We start from the raw sequence: 15,242 nt of genomic DNA, 5'->3' as shown, positions 1-15,242 counted from the left end.
GCGCCGGCCGCGAGGCTGCGCGCTTCTTTGTCATACTGGCCTGCATGCTCAGTGCTTTTTCTGCAGCTGCCAGGCGTCGATTTTCACGCTGTTGCCGGTGCCTTCGTTGACCCAGTCCGCGCTTTCGCCGTCCTGCCTGGTGTTCAGCGCGGTGATCACGGCTGCATTGATCGAGTCGACGTCACGCTGTTTCATCCAGCTGAGCGGCGTGTCGTTCAGAAAACCGAGGTTTGCCGCTTGCGCGCTGATCGCGCCGCCAGGCAGCAGGCCGCCGACTGTCAGATGAAAGAAAGCACGGGTTCGCATCGACATGAAGGATTCTCCTCGACATTGATTCGGGCGGTCACAAGCGTGCAAGCCTCAGCTCATGATCTGGACCCCAAAAGCATAGCATGGCGTCCCGCCGTGAGTGACCGCGCGAGGTAACCCGCGGCTGCCGATTGACGCCGAGCCAGCACAAACGGGCACGCCGTCTGCTCAGCGTTTTTAGGACACGTCTCATATCCTCATAGGAAAAGCCTGCTTAAGATTGATTGCTGCGCCTCAGCACAGATCAAGCTTCAAACAGCTCATCATGGATATCTCGTTCGCCCTCGAAACTTTCACCGTCGCCCTTGCGCTGCTTTGCGTAGCGCTCATGCCGGTTGCCATCCGCCGAGATCCAGGTCTCGCGCGGCGCATCGTGCGTATGGACGGATTTCCGCGCGCACACTGGCCAAATCTGCTGAGACGGGTCGGCACCGCTTGTCTGCTCGCATCGTTTGCGCTGCTGCTGGTCGGCTGCTATCTGATCCTCACGGGCACAGGCAGTTGAACGCGATCCGGGCGGCCCAGGCCGCCCGGATCGCGTTCACTGCGCGGCCGGCTTGTATCCATCGGTCAGCGTATTCAAGAACGCCACCACGTCCTTGATCTCAGCCTCGTCGAGCGCCGGCTTGTCGCCCGGCTTGCGATCGAACGGCGGCTCGGTATTCAGATTGGCCCAGTAACGCTGCGGCAAATCGTCGAACTTCTGTACTTTCCCCTTCGAGACCGGATAGAACTTCTCCGGATTCGTATCGCGCTCGGCATAAAAGCGCACCGCCTCGTCCAGTGAATGATAGATACCGTTGTGGAAGAAGCTCTTCTTCAACGCGACGTTACGCAGCGTCGGCGTGCGGAAAATGCCGCAAAACTCGGCGCGCCCCTTCAGATCGGTACGCTCCGGCCCGCAGGCGCCGAGGTCATAGAAATGCGGATCGCGGTTCACCGGCAGCGCCCGGTTGCGCGGCACACCGATCGCAATCAAACCAAAATCGCTGAACTGGGGCGGTGCGCCATCCCTGCTGCGCTGGCTGATATGGCAGCTCGCGCAATTGCCCTTCTTTTCGTCGTTGAAGACCTGCAGACCGTGTAATTCCGCTTTGGTCAGTTGCGCTTTGCCGGCCAGATAGGCGTCGTATTTACTGGTGTACGGATAGAAAAGCTCGGGCGTTTGCTCGAAGGTTTCCAGCGCTTGCAGCACGGCTTTGAAGGTAGCGTCGTCATTGTCGAAAATGTGTTCGCCGAATGCCGCGCGGAAAGCGTCGGCGTACGGCGCGGCCTTCACGGCGGCCGTCACCTTCTGCGGCGTGCTGCCCATTTCAAACGACGACAACAGCGGAATCCGTGCCTGGTCCGCACCGCGGTCGACCCGGCCGTCCCACGTCAAACCGCCGGTCGGACCCGCATCGACGCTTTCGTCGCCTTCGTCATCCGACTCGTGATAATGCTCGGCGAATGCAGGCACTGATTGCAGGTACGTGAGCGTGGGCGCCGCGCGCATGCCGGTGCGGTGCATATCGCTGCCGCCGAGTTGCACCGACAGCGAATTGGCCGGCGCGAACCCGTGATCGGGACTGTGGCACGACGCACACGCCAGTTTGCCCGAGCCGGACAGCGACGCGTCGAAGAACAGCTGCTTGCCGAGCGCCGTCATCTGGCGCACCGATTCGTAAACTTGCGCGCGGGTCTGGCCACCGTCATGCGCAGCCGCTTGCACCACCGAGGCCGCCGCAGGTGCGGCAGAGATCGCGACCGCGGGCGCCGAGGCGTGCGACGCGCTTGCTGCCACATCCGACGCCACAGCAGCCGCCCCGCCGGCCGACGGCGCCCGTGCATCGCACGCCGCCACAGTCATTGCCATCGCCAGCGCAGCGCCGAACCCAGCCGGCCGCACAAGACGCCGCGCCGCCAGCCGAACCACCCTTTCCCGAATCCCCGTCAGACCAAGCCGCATAAGAATGATGTGAGTGCTTTCGATGTTGAAGTGCGCGAGCGTATTTCACCGACATGTCGTTTAAATGACATATGGCCGACGAAAAACCTTGGAACGAATGCATTCGTAATTAATTACATCTCTCTGTCAAATTCCCTTGCGAGACTTTCGTCCGCGGCCATCCGTGCAAGCACTGCACAAGCCGGTCCCCAATGCGAGAGAGAAAACATACCAAATGAACAAGAAACTGATCTGCGCGACGCCTATCGCGATCGCCGCAGCGCTGGGCCTGTATGCATGCGGCGGCAGCGAAGTCACGCAGCCGGACATCACGTCGATCAAGACTGTCGTGGTGATCTACGCGGAAAACCGCAGCTTCGACAATCTGTACGGCAATTTCCCGGGCGCCAACGGCTTGCAGAACGTGACGGCGGCGAGCGCAACGCAGGTCGACCGGAACGGCACACCGCTCGCGACGCTGCCGCAAGTGTGGAACGGCCTGACGCAAACCGGCGTGACGCCGGTAGTGACGCAGGCCATGACCGCCAACCTGCCGAACAGCCCGTTCGCCATCGACGATCCGAACGGCTTCAACACGCCGATCACCGCCACGACGCGCGACCTGTACCACCGGTTCTACGAGAACCAGATGCAGATCAACGGCGGCAAGAACGACAAGTTCGCCGCATGGGCGGATTCCGGCGGCCTCGTCATGGGCCATTACACGCTCGACGCCGACAAGCTGCCGCTGTGGAAAATCGCGCAGCAATACACGCTGGCCGACAACTTCTTCATGGGCGCATTCGGCGGCTCGTTCCTGAACCACCAATGGCTGATTTGCTCATGCACGCCGACCTATCCGAACGCGGACAAGAGCCCGGCGGCGGTATCGATCTCGGCGGTGGAAAGCGACGGTGTCACGCTGAAGCTCGCGGCCAATTCACCGGCTTCGGCGTTGAGCGGCCCGCCGAAATATGTGCTGTCGGGCAACCTGACGCCTGACTTCTACGCGATCAACACAATGCAGCCGCCGTATCAGCCGAGCGGCAACAAGGCGGCTTCGGGCGGCGACGCCACGCTGGCCGATCCGAGCCTCGCCACCACGTTGCCGGCGCAGACGCAGCAGAACATCGGCGACCTGCTGAACAATGCGAACGTGTCGTGGGCGTGGTACGGCGGCGCATGGGGCGCGGCGCTGTCGGCGACGCAAACCGGCACGTCGAACGTGATCTACGGCCCGAATCTGACCGCGCCGAACTTCCAGCCGCATCACCAGCCGTTCAACTACTTTGCCGATCTCGCGCCGGGCACCGCGAACCGCGCGCAGCACCTGCTCGACGGCGGCATGGCCGGCTCCGAGTTCATCAAGGCCATCGACGCCGGCACGCTGCCGCAAGTGTCGTTCTACAAGCCGCAGGGCAACCTGAACGAACACCCGGGTTACACCGATGTCGCGTCGGGCGACCAGCACATCGCCGACGTGATCTCGCATCTGCAGAAGAGCCCGCAGTGGAACAACATGCTGGTGGTCGTCACGTACGACGAAAACGGCGGCTTCTGGGATCACGTGGCGCCGCCGAAGGGCGATCGCTGGGGCCCGGGCACGCGGATCCCGGCGCTGATCGTCTCGCCGTACGCGAAGAAGGGTTTCGTCGATCATACGCAGTACGACACGACGTCGATCCTGCGCTTCATCACACACCGCTTCGCGCTGCCGACGCTGCCGGGCATCTCGGCTCGCGACGCCGCGCTGGTCAGCAACGGCGGCAAGCCGATGGGCGATCTGACGGCCGCGCTGAACATCAAACAATAATCGCCAAGCAACAGTCCGCCTGACGGCGCGGCTTTGACAGGGCAGCTTCGGCTGCCCTTTTTTGTTTTCGTCGCGCAGAGGGCGGGCTGACGCGCTCGTGCCGGACGTAAGCCATGACACGAGCAGGGACACAAGCCGAGCCCCAAACGCGCCGTCGTTACCCGGCGTATGCTTCGAGCGAAGGCGCGATCGTTCCCGTCGATGGCGGCTCGACACTTCAAGCAGCGTGTTACAGGCTTGGCCCACTCATCAAGGAGTTCGACAGCATGACTGAAAAAACCATCAAGGTCCCCGGTCCCGATCATCCGATTACGATCGAGCCGAGCAAAGCCCGTGTGGTCGTGACCGTAGCCGGCCGCGTGATCGCCGACACGCGCGATGCGCTGACGCTGCGCGAAGCGTCGTATCCGCCCGTGTATTACATTCCGCGCAAGGACGTCGAGATGGCGCTGCTGCAACGCGCCGGCCACGCGACCTATTGCCCGTATAAGGGCGACTGCGCGTACTACAGCATTCCCGTGGGAGGCGAGCGCACGGTGAATGCAGTGTGGACGTACGAGGCGCCGTACGCGGCGGTAAAGGAGATTGCGCAGCACCTGGCGTTCTATCCGGATCGCGTCGATTCGATCGACGTGCAACCGGCAACGTGAGCCAGCCGCGGCAAGAACACACGCTCGGGAGAAAGAGGCTCTGAAACACCGCAGACCGCGGCGCGAGCATTTGAAGTACGGCAGGAGGGACTCGAACCCCCCACCCTCGGCTTAGAAGGCCGATGCTCTATCCAGCTGAGCTACTGCCGTAATGAAGAGAGGCGATGCTACGCCAACGTACGATGTGCATCACCCGCAATGAGAACCCGCTCTCGGGCTTTGGCAACCTGTGCCCTGCACGCTACAGTGCGCGCCGCAGGGTTCGCGGGATACCGAAATTGTAACTGACCGGGCCGGGACTGGAAATCTCAACCGTGCTCAGCAGTTATCGCCATGTCATGTCGAGTCAAGTCACGAAAACAAACGGGCCCGGCAGGTTGGGCCGGGCCCGGATTATAACCGATCGACTCTCGCCCGCCAGCGCGTAGCAGGCGAATCGAACGCAATCAAACCGGCTGCGGATGCAACATGAACCAGCCGAGGAACACGATCCCCGCGATCCCGCAATACACGCCGAACGAGGCCAGACGTCCGCGGCCTTCGAAATAGCGCATCAGGAAACGCACGCTGAGATAAGCCGCGATCGCGGTCAGCACGCCGCCCAGCAGCGCATCGGCGAGTTGGCCCGGCGTGTGGAACAGCTTCGGCAATTCGAGGACGCCGGCCGCGAAGATGATCGGCGTGCCGAGCAAAAACGAAAACTCAGCGGCCTTCTCCGCAGTCAGGCCGGCCGCATTGCCGGCGATCATCGTCAGACCGCTGCGCGAAAAGCCCGGGATCAGCGCGCCGATCTGCGCCAGCCCGACGAAAAACGCCTGGCGGAAGGTCAACTTCTCCGGCGCCTGATGCTCACGCGAGCGTTGCAGACGATCGCCGAACCATAGCAGCACGCCGTTGATGATCAGCGCAATTGCGACGATGCGCAGATCGTGAAAGAGCCGCTCGAGCCGCTTCTCCAGCAGCAGCCCGACCAGACCGGCCGGAATCGTGCCGATGATGAGCGCCCACATCAAGTGCGCATCGTCGTTGGAACGGCCGCCGAACGACGCGAAGAAACCGCGCACCAGTGCGTACCAGCGCTTGCGGAAGTACCACAGCAGCGCGAGCGCCGTACCGAGGTGCAACGCGACGAGGAACGGCAGCAACTGCGGCGCGTGCTTGTCGATATGCATGCCGAACAGTGCGGGCACGAGCAGGGTATGGCCGAGGCTGCTGACCGGAAACAGTTCCGTGACACCTTGCAACACACTGAGGAAAATCAGAAACGATAGGTTCACGCGGCGGCCCTCTTCGTAAGGAAAATGTCAGGGAACAGCGCGCCGCGGAAAGAAAGAACCGGCGCGTCAAAGCGCACCGATTATGCCTGGCTGCAATGACACCGCCAAGCTTTTGAACCGCGTTTGGGAAAATTTTGATGCACCGCGTCACAACTCGAAACCATTGTTACGCGGCAGATAAACAAACAGGGCCGCCGTGGCGGCGGCCCTGTGTTTCATGCGGAATTTGGTGCGATCAAACGCCCGGCTCGCAGTGAACGGACCGGCGGATGACGAAACAGGACAGTTGGATCAGCGTTCGAGCTTGTAGAAAAAGTAGACCGTGCTTGCTGCGAACATGCCGAACAAAGACACAGCCATTGTCATTGCGAGATCCATAATGCCTCCTGAGCCTGTCTCACCCGGCAGTCGAAGACACCGGGCAGTCAGACGGATTATCAGCAAGGATGGCGCGTCTGCGACACCCGCAATTTCCCGAGAAGGGTTTCCCCGTAGCGCAAAGCAGCGCAGAATCTTCGTCTCGCGTGGCGCTTGCCACCGGGTCCAGCCGCGAGTTGGATTCGCCATCGCGCCCGCTTTGTGTTCGTGCGTTCCAGCGCTATGACCCGCTATTAACCATTACCAACCAGGCCCATCGACCATGCCCCTCTCCCCCCAACAGGACATTCTCGAGATCGCCCAGGACGCCTCCGTGCTCCGTTTCGCGCCACAAGCCGGCGGCCGGCTGCTGTCGTGGACCGTCGACGGCGAACCGGTGATCCATTGGCCCGAGCACGCCAACTGGAGCCAGCCCGCCAGGATCCGCGGCGGCAATCCGTTGCTGTTTCCGTTTCTCGGACGGCATCGCGTCGACGGCAAGATCGGCTATTGGCGCGACGCCGACGGCATGGTGCGCGCGTTGCCGATGCACGGCTTTGCACGCGACCTGCCATTCGAGGCTCACGCGGACGTGCACGGCGCCGGCCTGCGCATGATCCTGACCGACAGCGACGCGACCCGCGGCGGCTATCCGTTCGGCTTCCGTTTTGAAGCCGCGTACACCCTAGTCGATGCGCGCACGCTCGAAGTCACGCTGACCACCGCCAACACCGGCGACGCGCCGCTGCCCTACTACGCCGGCCACCATTTCTACTTCACGCTGCCGCACACCCAGCGCGGCGAGACCTCACTGGAGCTGCCGCGCACCGAACGGCGTCATCAGCAGGACGACGGCTCGATCAGCGCGGCCGAGCCGGGCGAGACGCGCTATACGCTCGACGAGGCGCGCATTCTCGACCGCTTCCATTGTCTCGACGGCGCGCCTGATCGGCCTGTGCGCCTCGTCGCGCCCGGCCTGAACCGGGTCATCACGATCGACCTGCAACGCCCGGACTCGGCGCCCTGGTATGCAGTGACGACATGGACCGAAGCCCCCGAGTCGGATTTCTACTGCGTCGAGCCATGGCTGGGGCTGCCGGATGCAATTCACAACGGCATGGGCTTGCGCTGGCTCGAACCGGGTCAAAGCGAGACGGCTGCGTTGCGCATCGGCGTTAGCACGCTTAGCTGATTGCGGCCCCATCCACGCGCTGCAACCCGTTTCTCGGATGCTGCAACGCAAAACCGTTAGAATCGTCAGCTTTTGCATCTACCTGCCGCGTGATCGGGATCGGCGCGTGGCAGCGCTTTGCGAGGTCCAATGTTTGACACAACAAGAATGATGAAGCGGCTTGCCTGCGCGTCGTTACTGGCAGTGCTTACCGCCTGCGGGTCTGCGCCGGTGGGTCCGGGGTTCTATCGCGTGGAACGGGGCGACACGCTCTCGAAGATCGCACGCAGCAACCGGCAGTCGGTGCAAAGCATCGTGCGCTGGAACAATCTGACGAACCCGGACAGCATCGAGGTCGGTCAGGTGTTGCGCGTGGCGCCGCCGGGCAACGCGGCATCGACGAGCGGCGCTGTACGCAGTAGTGGTGGCGGGAGCGCAAGCGCTTCGGCCACGCCACGCGCAGCGCCCGCCGACAGTTCGCCGTCGTCCGCGCCGGCTTCGTCGATCTCGCTGGTATGGCCGGCCGACGGCACGGTGATACGACGCTTCGACGGCGCCAATTCGAAGGGTATCGATATTTCGGCTGCGTCGGGCACCCCCGTGGTGGCCGCGGCGGCCGGCACGGTGGTCTATGCCGGCAACGGCCTGCGCGGCTACGGCAACCTGCTGATTCTCAAGCACAACGCCGAGTATCTGACGGCTTACGCGCACAACCGTGTGCTGCTGGTGAAGGAAGGTCAGACGGTCGCGCGCAGTGAGAAGATCGCCGAGATGGGCGACACCGACACCGACCGCGTGATGCTGCACTTCGAGTTGCGCTATCAGGGCCGCTCGATCGATCCCTCTCGCTCACTACCCGCTCGCTAGCGGGTCCTGGCGGGCCATTAGCGGGTCGTTCGCGGCCCGTTATCCACGCGTTAGCGGCGCCGGGCACAGCGGACTGCAATCGAGGCCCGCGGAACCCAGCATGCTATAAAACGCTCAATCTGATACGCGACGTGGCCAACCGCCACGTCGTCCTTGTTATTTGTAAGGAATTTGCAATGAAGAGCGCATTTGCGTCGGTGGCCATGGCCGCGGCGGTTGGCCTCGGCGTGCTGACGCTCGGCAGCCTCAGCGGCTGCTCCAGCACCACCACGATGACTTATCTGCCCAGCGGCGACACCGGCTTCGCGATCAACTGCAGCGGCAGCGACGCGAGCTCGAGCTGGGCCGAGTGCTACAAGCGCGCCGGCGAAGTCTGCGGCAACTACGGCTACGACGTCGTTTCGAAGGACGTCGACAACGGTGCCACCTCGGGTGGCTCGATCGGCGGGATCTTCGGTGCGAACGTGAAGAACCGGTCGATGGTAGTGCGCTGCAAACAGTGACAGCAGCCGGCCGCGCACCGCGTGCGAATCGATAGTGACGCGCGGATAAAAAAAGCCCGGCACGAAGCCGGGCTAACGGGGGTTCGGCGCATATCGGCAAAGGACCGGTTCACCATGCGCCAGAAGGAAATCTAACAATCCGCCTATACTCGCGCAATCTATTAATTTCGCATGCAATGTGATGCGGCGTACGGAGTCCGCATTACGTGATTCAGAAATCAATAAAATAAGATGAATAAATGCGTCAAATGTCTCGACACAAAACGCCATTAAATGAGCAGACGAAAATCTTCAATCGGCCGGCAAAGCCATACGCAGCAAACATTCGCCCGAGGCACCTCAATAACTCTGACGAAAGGCGTTTGGCCGATTCAAACTAACCCGGCCGGCCATGATTCCGGCGCCCTGCACGTGGCGTGCCTTTGTGCGCCAACGCACCATACGGAACTATTAATCGATATTCAGGCTGCGCAAATAAACCGCCGCCCCATCCCATAAATTCGAGAATAGCGAAGATATTTAAATTTTTAAATCCGCTGACAAATCCCGCAGTGGCCAATCAGGCATTTTTATTCATTCGATGAAATGCATCATAAGCATTACCGGTCATTCGTTCAAGCCGGCCCAACGGCTAAAATCGGCCGGCTTAAAACAACCGTCGCTTACATGACTCGCAAACCGAGTTCGGTCACCAGCACGGCCGCCTGCTGATGTGAAATCGTCGCGCCCTTGAAGAGCGCGGCATCGACGAGCCGCACGCCGCTCAGATCGGCCTCGCGCAGGTCGGCGCCCTCAAAGCGCGCGCCCTTCAGATGCGCGTCCTTCAGACTGCCGCCGTCGAAAACCGCTTCGCGAAAATCGACCCCGGCGAGATCGGCGTCGGAGAAATCGAGTTGTTGCAGCGTCGCCTTGCGAAACGACAGCCCGCGTAAATGCGCCCCCACCAGCAAGGTCTCAACAAAGCTCAAGCCCAGTGCCGCGCAACCTTCGAAATTCGCTCCGGTCAGCTTGCATCTGTGAAACGACGCCGATGCGAGCTTCGCGCGCCGCCAGCTGGTGTTGTTCAGATCGCTCGACTGGAACGCCGCATCGACCAGATCAGCCGACGCAAAATCCGCCTCGCGGCCGCGGCACCGGACCCAGCGGCTATGCGACAACGTCGCGCCGAAAAACGAAGTCTCGATGATCGTGCAGCGATGAAACTCGGCGCCGCGCAGATCGAGCCGCGACAGATCGGCGCCTTCGAAATCGCAGTCGGTGAAATGCAGTGGCTCCTTGCTGAGCGCGACGAGGCGCTCCACGTCGGCTCGCGTGAGCGTCGCGTCGGTTACCACGTGAGCTTGCGCGCCCGAAACCGGCGCCGTTGAATCCTGTGACATGAAGTTGGAGAATAAAAATCGAAAGGACTTAAGCGTACCGGAACGCGCGCCGCCGTGGCGGTCGTCGCCGATGGTTTATAGTAACGGCCCGTCAGAAACCCCGCCCACAATGACTTCCAACGACGCCTCCCATAGCCCGCTGTACGCCAAGCTGCTCGCGGAAACCGCCAAAATCGGCTGGACCGAACTCGAACGCTTTTTTGCGCGCGGCATGCTGCTGCGCGTCGCGCGCGACCTCGATCTGGTCAGCGTCGCCGAAGCAATCGCCAGCGACGACACCACGCAAGTCACGCAATGGCTGTCGTCCGGCCTCGTCGAACGCGTCCAGGCAGAGACCGCCGCCGATTTCGCCGCGCGCGATCCCGACCTGTGGGCGGTGGTCGTGTCGCCGTGGGTCTGTGTGCAGGAACGCAGTTGAGCGAGACCGCGCCCGGCGCGGCAGCGCCCGCCGTGCCCGCTGTGCCAATACACTGGCATCGGCGCGTGCTGACGCTGGCGTTTCCGATCGTACTCGCCAATCTGACACAACCGATCCTCGGCGCGGTCGATACGGCGGTCGCCGGACATCTTGACGGCGCGTCGTATCTCGGCGGCGTCGCGCTCGGCGGCCTGTTCTTCAACTTCGTGTTCTGGGGCTTCGGCTTCCTGCGCATGGGCACCACGGGGCTCGTCGCACAAGCACATGGCGCGGGCGACCAGGCCGAGTTGCGCAACAACGTCGTGCGCGCGCTGTTGCTGGCGACGGCGATCGGCGCGGCGCTGCTCCTGCTGCAAGCACCGCTGATCGGCTACGCGTTGCGCGCGTTCGGCGGCAGCGACGCGGTACAGCGTCACGCACAGATCTACTGCCACGCGCGCATTTGGGCCGCGCCGCTCGCCCTCGCCAACTACGTCGTGCTCGGCTGGCTGCTCGGCACGCAGCGGGTGCGGCTCGCGCTGCTGTCGCAAGTGTTCATCAACAGCGTGAACATCGTGGCAGTGCTGCTGTATGTGTACGTGTTCGATTGGGGCGTAGCCGGCATCGGCGCGGCCACGGCCACGGCCGACGCGCTCGGCTTCGTGCTCGGTGCCGCTTTGTTGTGGCACGGGCGGCCGCGCGGCCTGCCCGCGCTGAACCGCGCCGCATTGTTCGACGCGGCGGCGATTAAGCGTCTGGTGGCGTTGAATCGCGAGATCTTCGTGCGCACGCTGTGTCTGCTTGCATCGTTCGGCTGGTTCGCGCATCTCGGCGCGAGACAGGGCGACGCCACGCTCGCCGCCAACGCGCTGCTGCTCAATTTTCAGACCTTCATGGCCTATGGACTCGATGGCTTCGCGCACGCCGCCGAAGCGCTGGCCGGCGCCGCGATCGGCGCACGCGACCGGCACGCGCTCCGTCAGGCGGTCAAGGTGACGGCGCTGTGGTCCGCGCTCGGTGCCGTCGGTTTCTCGCTGGTGTACTGGGGCGCGGGGGCGTGGATCGTCGAACGCCTGACCGATCAGGTTGCGGTGCGCGCCACTGCTGAAACCTACTTGCCGTGGGCCGCGCTGTCGCCTGTGATTTCCGTATGGGGCTTTCTGCTCGACGGCGTGTTCATCGGCGCGACCCGCACGCGTGAATTGATGATGTCGATGGTGGTGTCGTTTGCGGTGTTCGTCGCGGCGTCGTGGGCGTTGCTGACGCTGTACGGCAATCACGGCTTATGGGCCGCGATGCTGATCTTCATGGCCGCGCGCGGCGTGACGCTCGCGCGCTTTTTGCCGGGCGTCGTGCGCGCCCTGCCCAAGGTGCCAAGGGTGCCCATTTAACGTTTGTGCAGTATGCGGTTACGGGTTGAAACAAGCGCATACATATGCGGCACACCGCTCGCCCTAGAATGCTTGCAGCCCGCGCTCTCCGCGCGAACAGTCTGCGCGGGTCAGAAGCGCCGGCGTGCCCGCGCCGGTGCTTCGTCTTTCCTTTTTCTCGTTGAAGCAGCGAGCCCGGCCGGACGGCGCAGCGCGGCTTCCGACGCGGCCTGTCAAACAGGTCGCGTCACGCCGACCACAACCCATCAAGGCGCGGCGGGCGCGGGCATCATCGAAGGCGGCCGGTCGTCGGTTGGCACACCGTGATAGTCGGCCGGATCTTTCGGCGGTGGCCCGCCATGATGATCGGATGGATTATCGGCACAGCCGGTCAGGCCGGCAGCCAGCAACAGCGCAATCAGTAGAACGCGATTCATAGACTCTCAAGACAGAATGAACATAGCGGCAGCAAAGCGCCAAGAGTCTACCTGCAAAGCGTAATCCACGGCTCCCCGGCACACAGCCACCCCCTCCCATTTCGTTATACGTGTCCTACTATGGAGGCATGGCTGCATCATCAAAGGAGACTGCCATGGACGCTGAATCGATCGCGGGTCTGGTCGGACTCGGAATTGGTCTACTCGTGCTGCTCGCCTTGTCGATTTTCGAAATGAGAACCTACCGGCGCGAACACGACGGCGAAGGCATGCTGCACCACTGGCTGACTCATCAGCACCTGCCGGACTGGATGCATCGCCGGCATTGAGGAAGAACCGCCCGCTCGTGCGTTTGTGCCCTTGTGCACATTCCGCCTATTAAGCCATCGATACACTGCGCTCGCACACTCGAAAGAACACTGACAGCGACGCGCAAGGGATGGGGTAGCCATGAGCAGGATGAACGGCAGCAGCCTCGATAAGATCGTTTGGGAAATCCGGCACGTCGCGCTTCACGAAGGCGACGCGCTGACGGTCGACAGTGCGATCCTCGCGCTCGCCGACTGTCTTAACCGCCGCGACGATCTGCCGGCCGTCGACCGTCGCGCGCTCATGCACGCCGCAGCGCTGTTGTGGCGCACGGGTTTCAATCTCTCCAACAGACAGCAAACAAACACCGCGACCGCGCATTGATACGGTCTCGCCGGCGTCGCCACGCGATGCCCTTCGGCGCGACCGGCGTCGTGTCGATTATCGTGATCGGGTTGCCGTTGATGACACGCATACATAGGCATGCGGACATGCGCCTTTGCGCTCCTTTATCAGCCCGACGCAATTCACCATTGACTCTGGCACCGAATGCCACGTAGAATCTCGGATTCGTCGGAGCGTAGCGCAGCCTGGTAGCGCATCTGATTTGGGATCAGAGGGTCGTAGGTTCGAATCCTATCGCTCCGACCACGAAAGCATGACGAAACCCGCGTCGCCTCCGGCTTCGCGGGTTTTTGCTTTTGGGCGGCATTTTGCGGCATTTGGAGCGTCTGCCTAGACGTTCGAGCGCCCCGTCGGGCAGCGTTTGACGTGTGGCGAAGTCCTGCGGACTTCTTCGATATACGCTCTCGCTTATACAACCCGCCCGGGCCATTGCCTTGCGGCATCGCAAGTCCGCATGCGACAGTGATCGAACCACCGGCGCTGCTTTCCCCGCCGCAACCAGAGTCAAGGAGACACGCATGAATCTGATCCTCTGGCGTCACGCCGAAGCCGAAGATTTCGCCCCGAGCGATCTCGCCCGCGCGCTGACCACTAAGGGCCGCAAACAGGCACAGAACGTGGCCAAATGGCTGCGCGCCCGCCTGCCCGAGGACGCGGTGGTTCTCGCGAGCCCCGCGGTGCGCACCATCCAGACCGCCGAAACCTTGAGCGACCAGTATCGCGTGGTGCGTGAGCTCGCCCCCAACGCCAGCGCCAACGATGTGCTCACCGCCGCCGGCTGGCCCGAAGGCATCGCCCAAACCGTTGTGATCGTCGGCCACCAGCCGACCCTCGGCCACGTCGCAGCCCTGCTGCTCGCCAACAGCGAAGCGAGCTGGCCGCTGAAGAAGGCAGGCGTCTGGTGGATCTCCAACCGTGAACGCAACGGCGACGAACAAGCCGTACTGCGCGCGGCGATGAGTCCCGATTTGATCTGAGCCTGCGCGGCGCGGCCTCGAACGCCACCCCGGCGCTGCCACACACGGTCGCGCCGGCACAACACATCCGCGTGACATGACAAGCTGCGAGCCCACAGCTTACGGGCAGTCATCCAATCGTCACGGCTTTGCCATGCGATCGTCACCAGGCGTTACTACATTGGCGAAAAAAGAAATCTCCCTTTTTTCGACCAGGACGCCACATGCGAGAACTGCCGACGCCCACCCTGCCCCTCGCTTCGATCTTCGAGTTGCGCCGTCTGCCGCGCGCCGAAGAAACGGTCACCGCCCAGCATCGCCTGCAAGTCACATGGGCACGCACCGATGAAGAACTGCGCGAGGCCCAGCGGCTGCGCTACCGGGTGTTCGCCGATGAAATGGGTGCCCGCCTGACGGGCCCCGCCGGTCTCGACGTCGATTCGTTCGATTCGTATTGCGATCATCTGCTGGTGCGCGATCTCGACACGCTGAAAGTTGTCGGTACATATCGCGCGTTGCCGCCGCATCAGGCCGCGCGTATCGGCCGTCTGTATGCGGAAAGCGAGTTCGACGTATCGCGTCTCACGCACCTGCGCGCCAAGATGGTCGAAGTCGGCCGTTCGTGCGTGCACCCGGACTACCGCAGCGGCTCGGTGATCATGTCGCTGTGGGCGGGCCTCGCCGCGTACATGAAGCACAACGGCTATGAAACGATGCTCGGCTGCGCGAGCGTCGCGATGGTCGACGGCGGTCACTACGCGGCGAATCTGTATTGCTCGCTGCGCGACAACGCGCTGACGACGCCGGAATATCGCGCGTTTCCGCATACCCCGCTGCCGGTCGACGAACTGCAAACAGGCGCGGACGTCGCACCGCCGCCGCTGGTGAAGGGCTATCTGCGTCTTGGCGCGAAAATTTGCGGCGCACCGGCCTGGGATCCCGACTTCAACACGGCGGACTTTCTGACGCTGCTCCGTCTTTCCGAAATCAATGCACGTTATGCAAGGCACTTTTTGGGCGATACGCTGCCGCGTTGATTGACCCGGAGACGCTCGACGCATCTGCGATGCGAATAAAAAAAGCCCGGCGAATTCTGCCGGGCTTTTTTTTCAACC

At 62.7% G+C, this 15,242-nt stretch carries 16 protein-coding genes, 2 tRNA genes and 1 pseudogene; 13 read left to right on the top strand and 6 right to left on the bottom strand.

Going from position 1 to position 15,242, the window contains the following annotated elements; genetic code table 11:
* Positions 1-72 precede the first annotated feature (72 nt).
* A pseudogene (locus WN982_RS05815) lies at positions 73-312 on the bottom strand (hypothetical protein); the annotation flags it as partial.
* Positions 313-574: 262 nt separating this feature from the next.
* Between WN982_RS05815 and WN982_RS05810 the strand changes: the two are divergent.
* Positions 575-814 (top strand): hypothetical protein, encoded by a 240-nt coding sequence (locus WN982_RS05810; RefSeq protein ID WP_341314802.1) that lies wholly within the window; start codon positions 575-577, stop codon positions 812-814.
* A 36-nt stretch (positions 815-850) separates the two neighbouring features.
* Here the strand turns inward: WN982_RS05810 and WN982_RS05805 are convergent, their stop codons facing one another.
* The gene (locus tag WN982_RS05805) at positions 851-2,164 is read right to left on the bottom strand and encodes a cytochrome c peroxidase (RefSeq protein WP_341314801.1); all 1,314 of its coding nucleotides are present in this window, start codon (positions 2,162-2,164) and stop codon (positions 851-853) included.
* 307 nt (positions 2,165-2,471) lie between these two features.
* On the opposite strand from WN982_RS05805, the gene WN982_RS05800 reads away from it, so the two are divergent.
* A complete protein-coding gene (locus tag WN982_RS05800) occupies positions 2,472-4,049 on the top strand; it encodes an acid phosphatase (protein WP_341314800.1) in 1,578 nt (525 codons plus the stop codon).
* A gap of 266 nt (positions 4,050-4,315) precedes the next feature.
* Positions 4,316-4,699 (top strand): DUF427 domain-containing protein, encoded by a 384-nt coding sequence (locus WN982_RS05795; RefSeq protein WP_341314799.1) that lies wholly within the window; start codon positions 4,316-4,318, stop codon positions 4,697-4,699.
* A 76-nt stretch (positions 4,700-4,775) separates the two neighbouring features.
* Here the strand turns inward: WN982_RS05795 and WN982_RS05790 are convergent.
* A tRNA-Arg gene (locus tag WN982_RS05790) sits at positions 4,776-4,849 on the bottom strand.
* Between the two features lie 296 nt (positions 4,850-5,145).
* Entirely contained in the window at positions 5,146-5,976 is an 831-nt protein-coding gene (locus WN982_RS05785; RefSeq protein ID WP_341314798.1) for an undecaprenyl-diphosphate phosphatase, read from the bottom strand.
* A gap of 640 nt (positions 5,977-6,616) precedes the next feature.
* Between WN982_RS05785 and WN982_RS05780 the strand changes: the two genes are divergently transcribed.
* The 3 genes from WN982_RS05780 to WN982_RS05770 all read left to right on the top strand — a co-directional run bounded on the left by WN982_RS05780 (position 6,617) and on the right by WN982_RS05770 (position 8,874).
* A complete protein-coding gene (locus tag WN982_RS05780; RefSeq protein ID WP_341314797.1) occupies positions 6,617-7,525 on the top strand; it encodes an aldose epimerase in 909 nt (302 codons plus the stop codon).
* A 129-nt stretch (positions 7,526-7,654) separates the two neighbouring features.
* Positions 7,655-8,371, top strand: coding sequence for a peptidoglycan DD-metalloendopeptidase family protein (locus WN982_RS05775; RefSeq protein WP_341314796.1), 717 nt, complete (start codon positions 7,655-7,657; stop codon positions 8,369-8,371).
* 176 nt (positions 8,372-8,547) lie between these two features.
* A complete protein-coding gene (locus WN982_RS05770; RefSeq protein ID WP_341314795.1) occupies positions 8,548-8,874 on the top strand; it encodes a hypothetical protein in 327 nt (108 codons plus the stop codon).
* Positions 8,875-9,536: 662 nt separating this feature from the next.
* On the opposite strand, the gene WN982_RS05765 is transcribed toward WN982_RS05770, so the two are convergent.
* A complete protein-coding gene (locus WN982_RS05765; RefSeq protein WP_341314794.1) occupies positions 9,537-10,253 on the bottom strand; it encodes a pentapeptide repeat-containing protein in 717 nt (238 codons plus the stop codon).
* 109 nt (positions 10,254-10,362) lie between these two features.
* Between WN982_RS05765 and WN982_RS05760 the strand changes: the two genes are divergently transcribed.
* A complete protein-coding gene (locus WN982_RS05760; protein ID WP_341314793.1) occupies positions 10,363-10,671 on the top strand; it encodes a DUF2288 domain-containing protein in 309 nt (102 codons plus the stop codon).
* A complete protein-coding gene (locus WN982_RS05755; RefSeq protein WP_341314792.1) occupies positions 10,668-12,041 on the top strand; it encodes an MATE family efflux transporter in 1,374 nt (457 codons plus the stop codon). The genes WN982_RS05760 and WN982_RS05755 overlap by 4 nt, the downstream gene beginning before the upstream one ends.
* A 245-nt stretch (positions 12,042-12,286) precedes the next feature.
* On the opposite strand, the gene WN982_RS05750 is transcribed toward WN982_RS05755, so the two are convergent.
* The gene (locus WN982_RS05750; protein WP_341314791.1) at positions 12,287-12,457 is read right to left on the bottom strand and encodes a hypothetical protein; all 171 of its coding nucleotides are present in this window, start codon (positions 12,455-12,457) and stop codon (positions 12,287-12,289) included.
* 155 nt (positions 12,458-12,612) lie between these two features.
* Between WN982_RS05750 and WN982_RS05745 the strand changes: the two genes are divergently transcribed.
* The 5 genes from WN982_RS05745 to WN982_RS05725 all read left to right on the top strand — a co-directional run bounded on the left by WN982_RS05745 (position 12,613) and on the right by WN982_RS05725 (position 15,164).
* Positions 12,613-12,786, top strand: coding sequence for a hypothetical protein (locus WN982_RS05745; RefSeq protein ID WP_341314790.1), 174 nt, complete (start codon positions 12,613-12,615; stop codon positions 12,784-12,786).
* Between the two features lie 121 nt (positions 12,787-12,907).
* Positions 12,908-13,150, top strand: coding sequence for a hypothetical protein (locus WN982_RS05740; RefSeq protein WP_341314789.1), 243 nt, complete (start codon positions 12,908-12,910; stop codon positions 13,148-13,150).
* Between the two features lie 190 nt (positions 13,151-13,340).
* Positions 13,341-13,417, top strand: a tRNA-Pro gene (locus WN982_RS05735).
* Positions 13,418-13,689: 272 nt separating this feature from the next.
* Positions 13,690-14,148 carry a phosphohistidine phosphatase SixA gene (sixA, locus tag WN982_RS05730; protein WP_341314788.1) on the top strand — a complete coding sequence of 153 codons (459 nt, stop codon included), beginning with the start codon at positions 13,690-13,692 and terminating at the stop codon, positions 14,146-14,148.
* Between the two features lie 203 nt (positions 14,149-14,351).
* A complete protein-coding gene (locus WN982_RS05725) occupies positions 14,352-15,164 on the top strand; it encodes a GNAT family N-acyltransferase (protein ID WP_341314787.1) in 813 nt (270 codons plus the stop codon).
* The last annotated feature ends 78 nt before the right edge of the window (positions 15,165-15,242 follow it).

It is taken from the genome of Paraburkholderia sp. IMGN_8 (genome assembly GCF_038050405.1).
Classification (GTDB): Bacteria; Pseudomonadota; Gammaproteobacteria; order Burkholderiales; family Burkholderiaceae; genus Paraburkholderia.
Note: the sequence above shows the minus strand (reverse complement) of the source record. Positions and strands in the feature narration are given on the sequence as shown.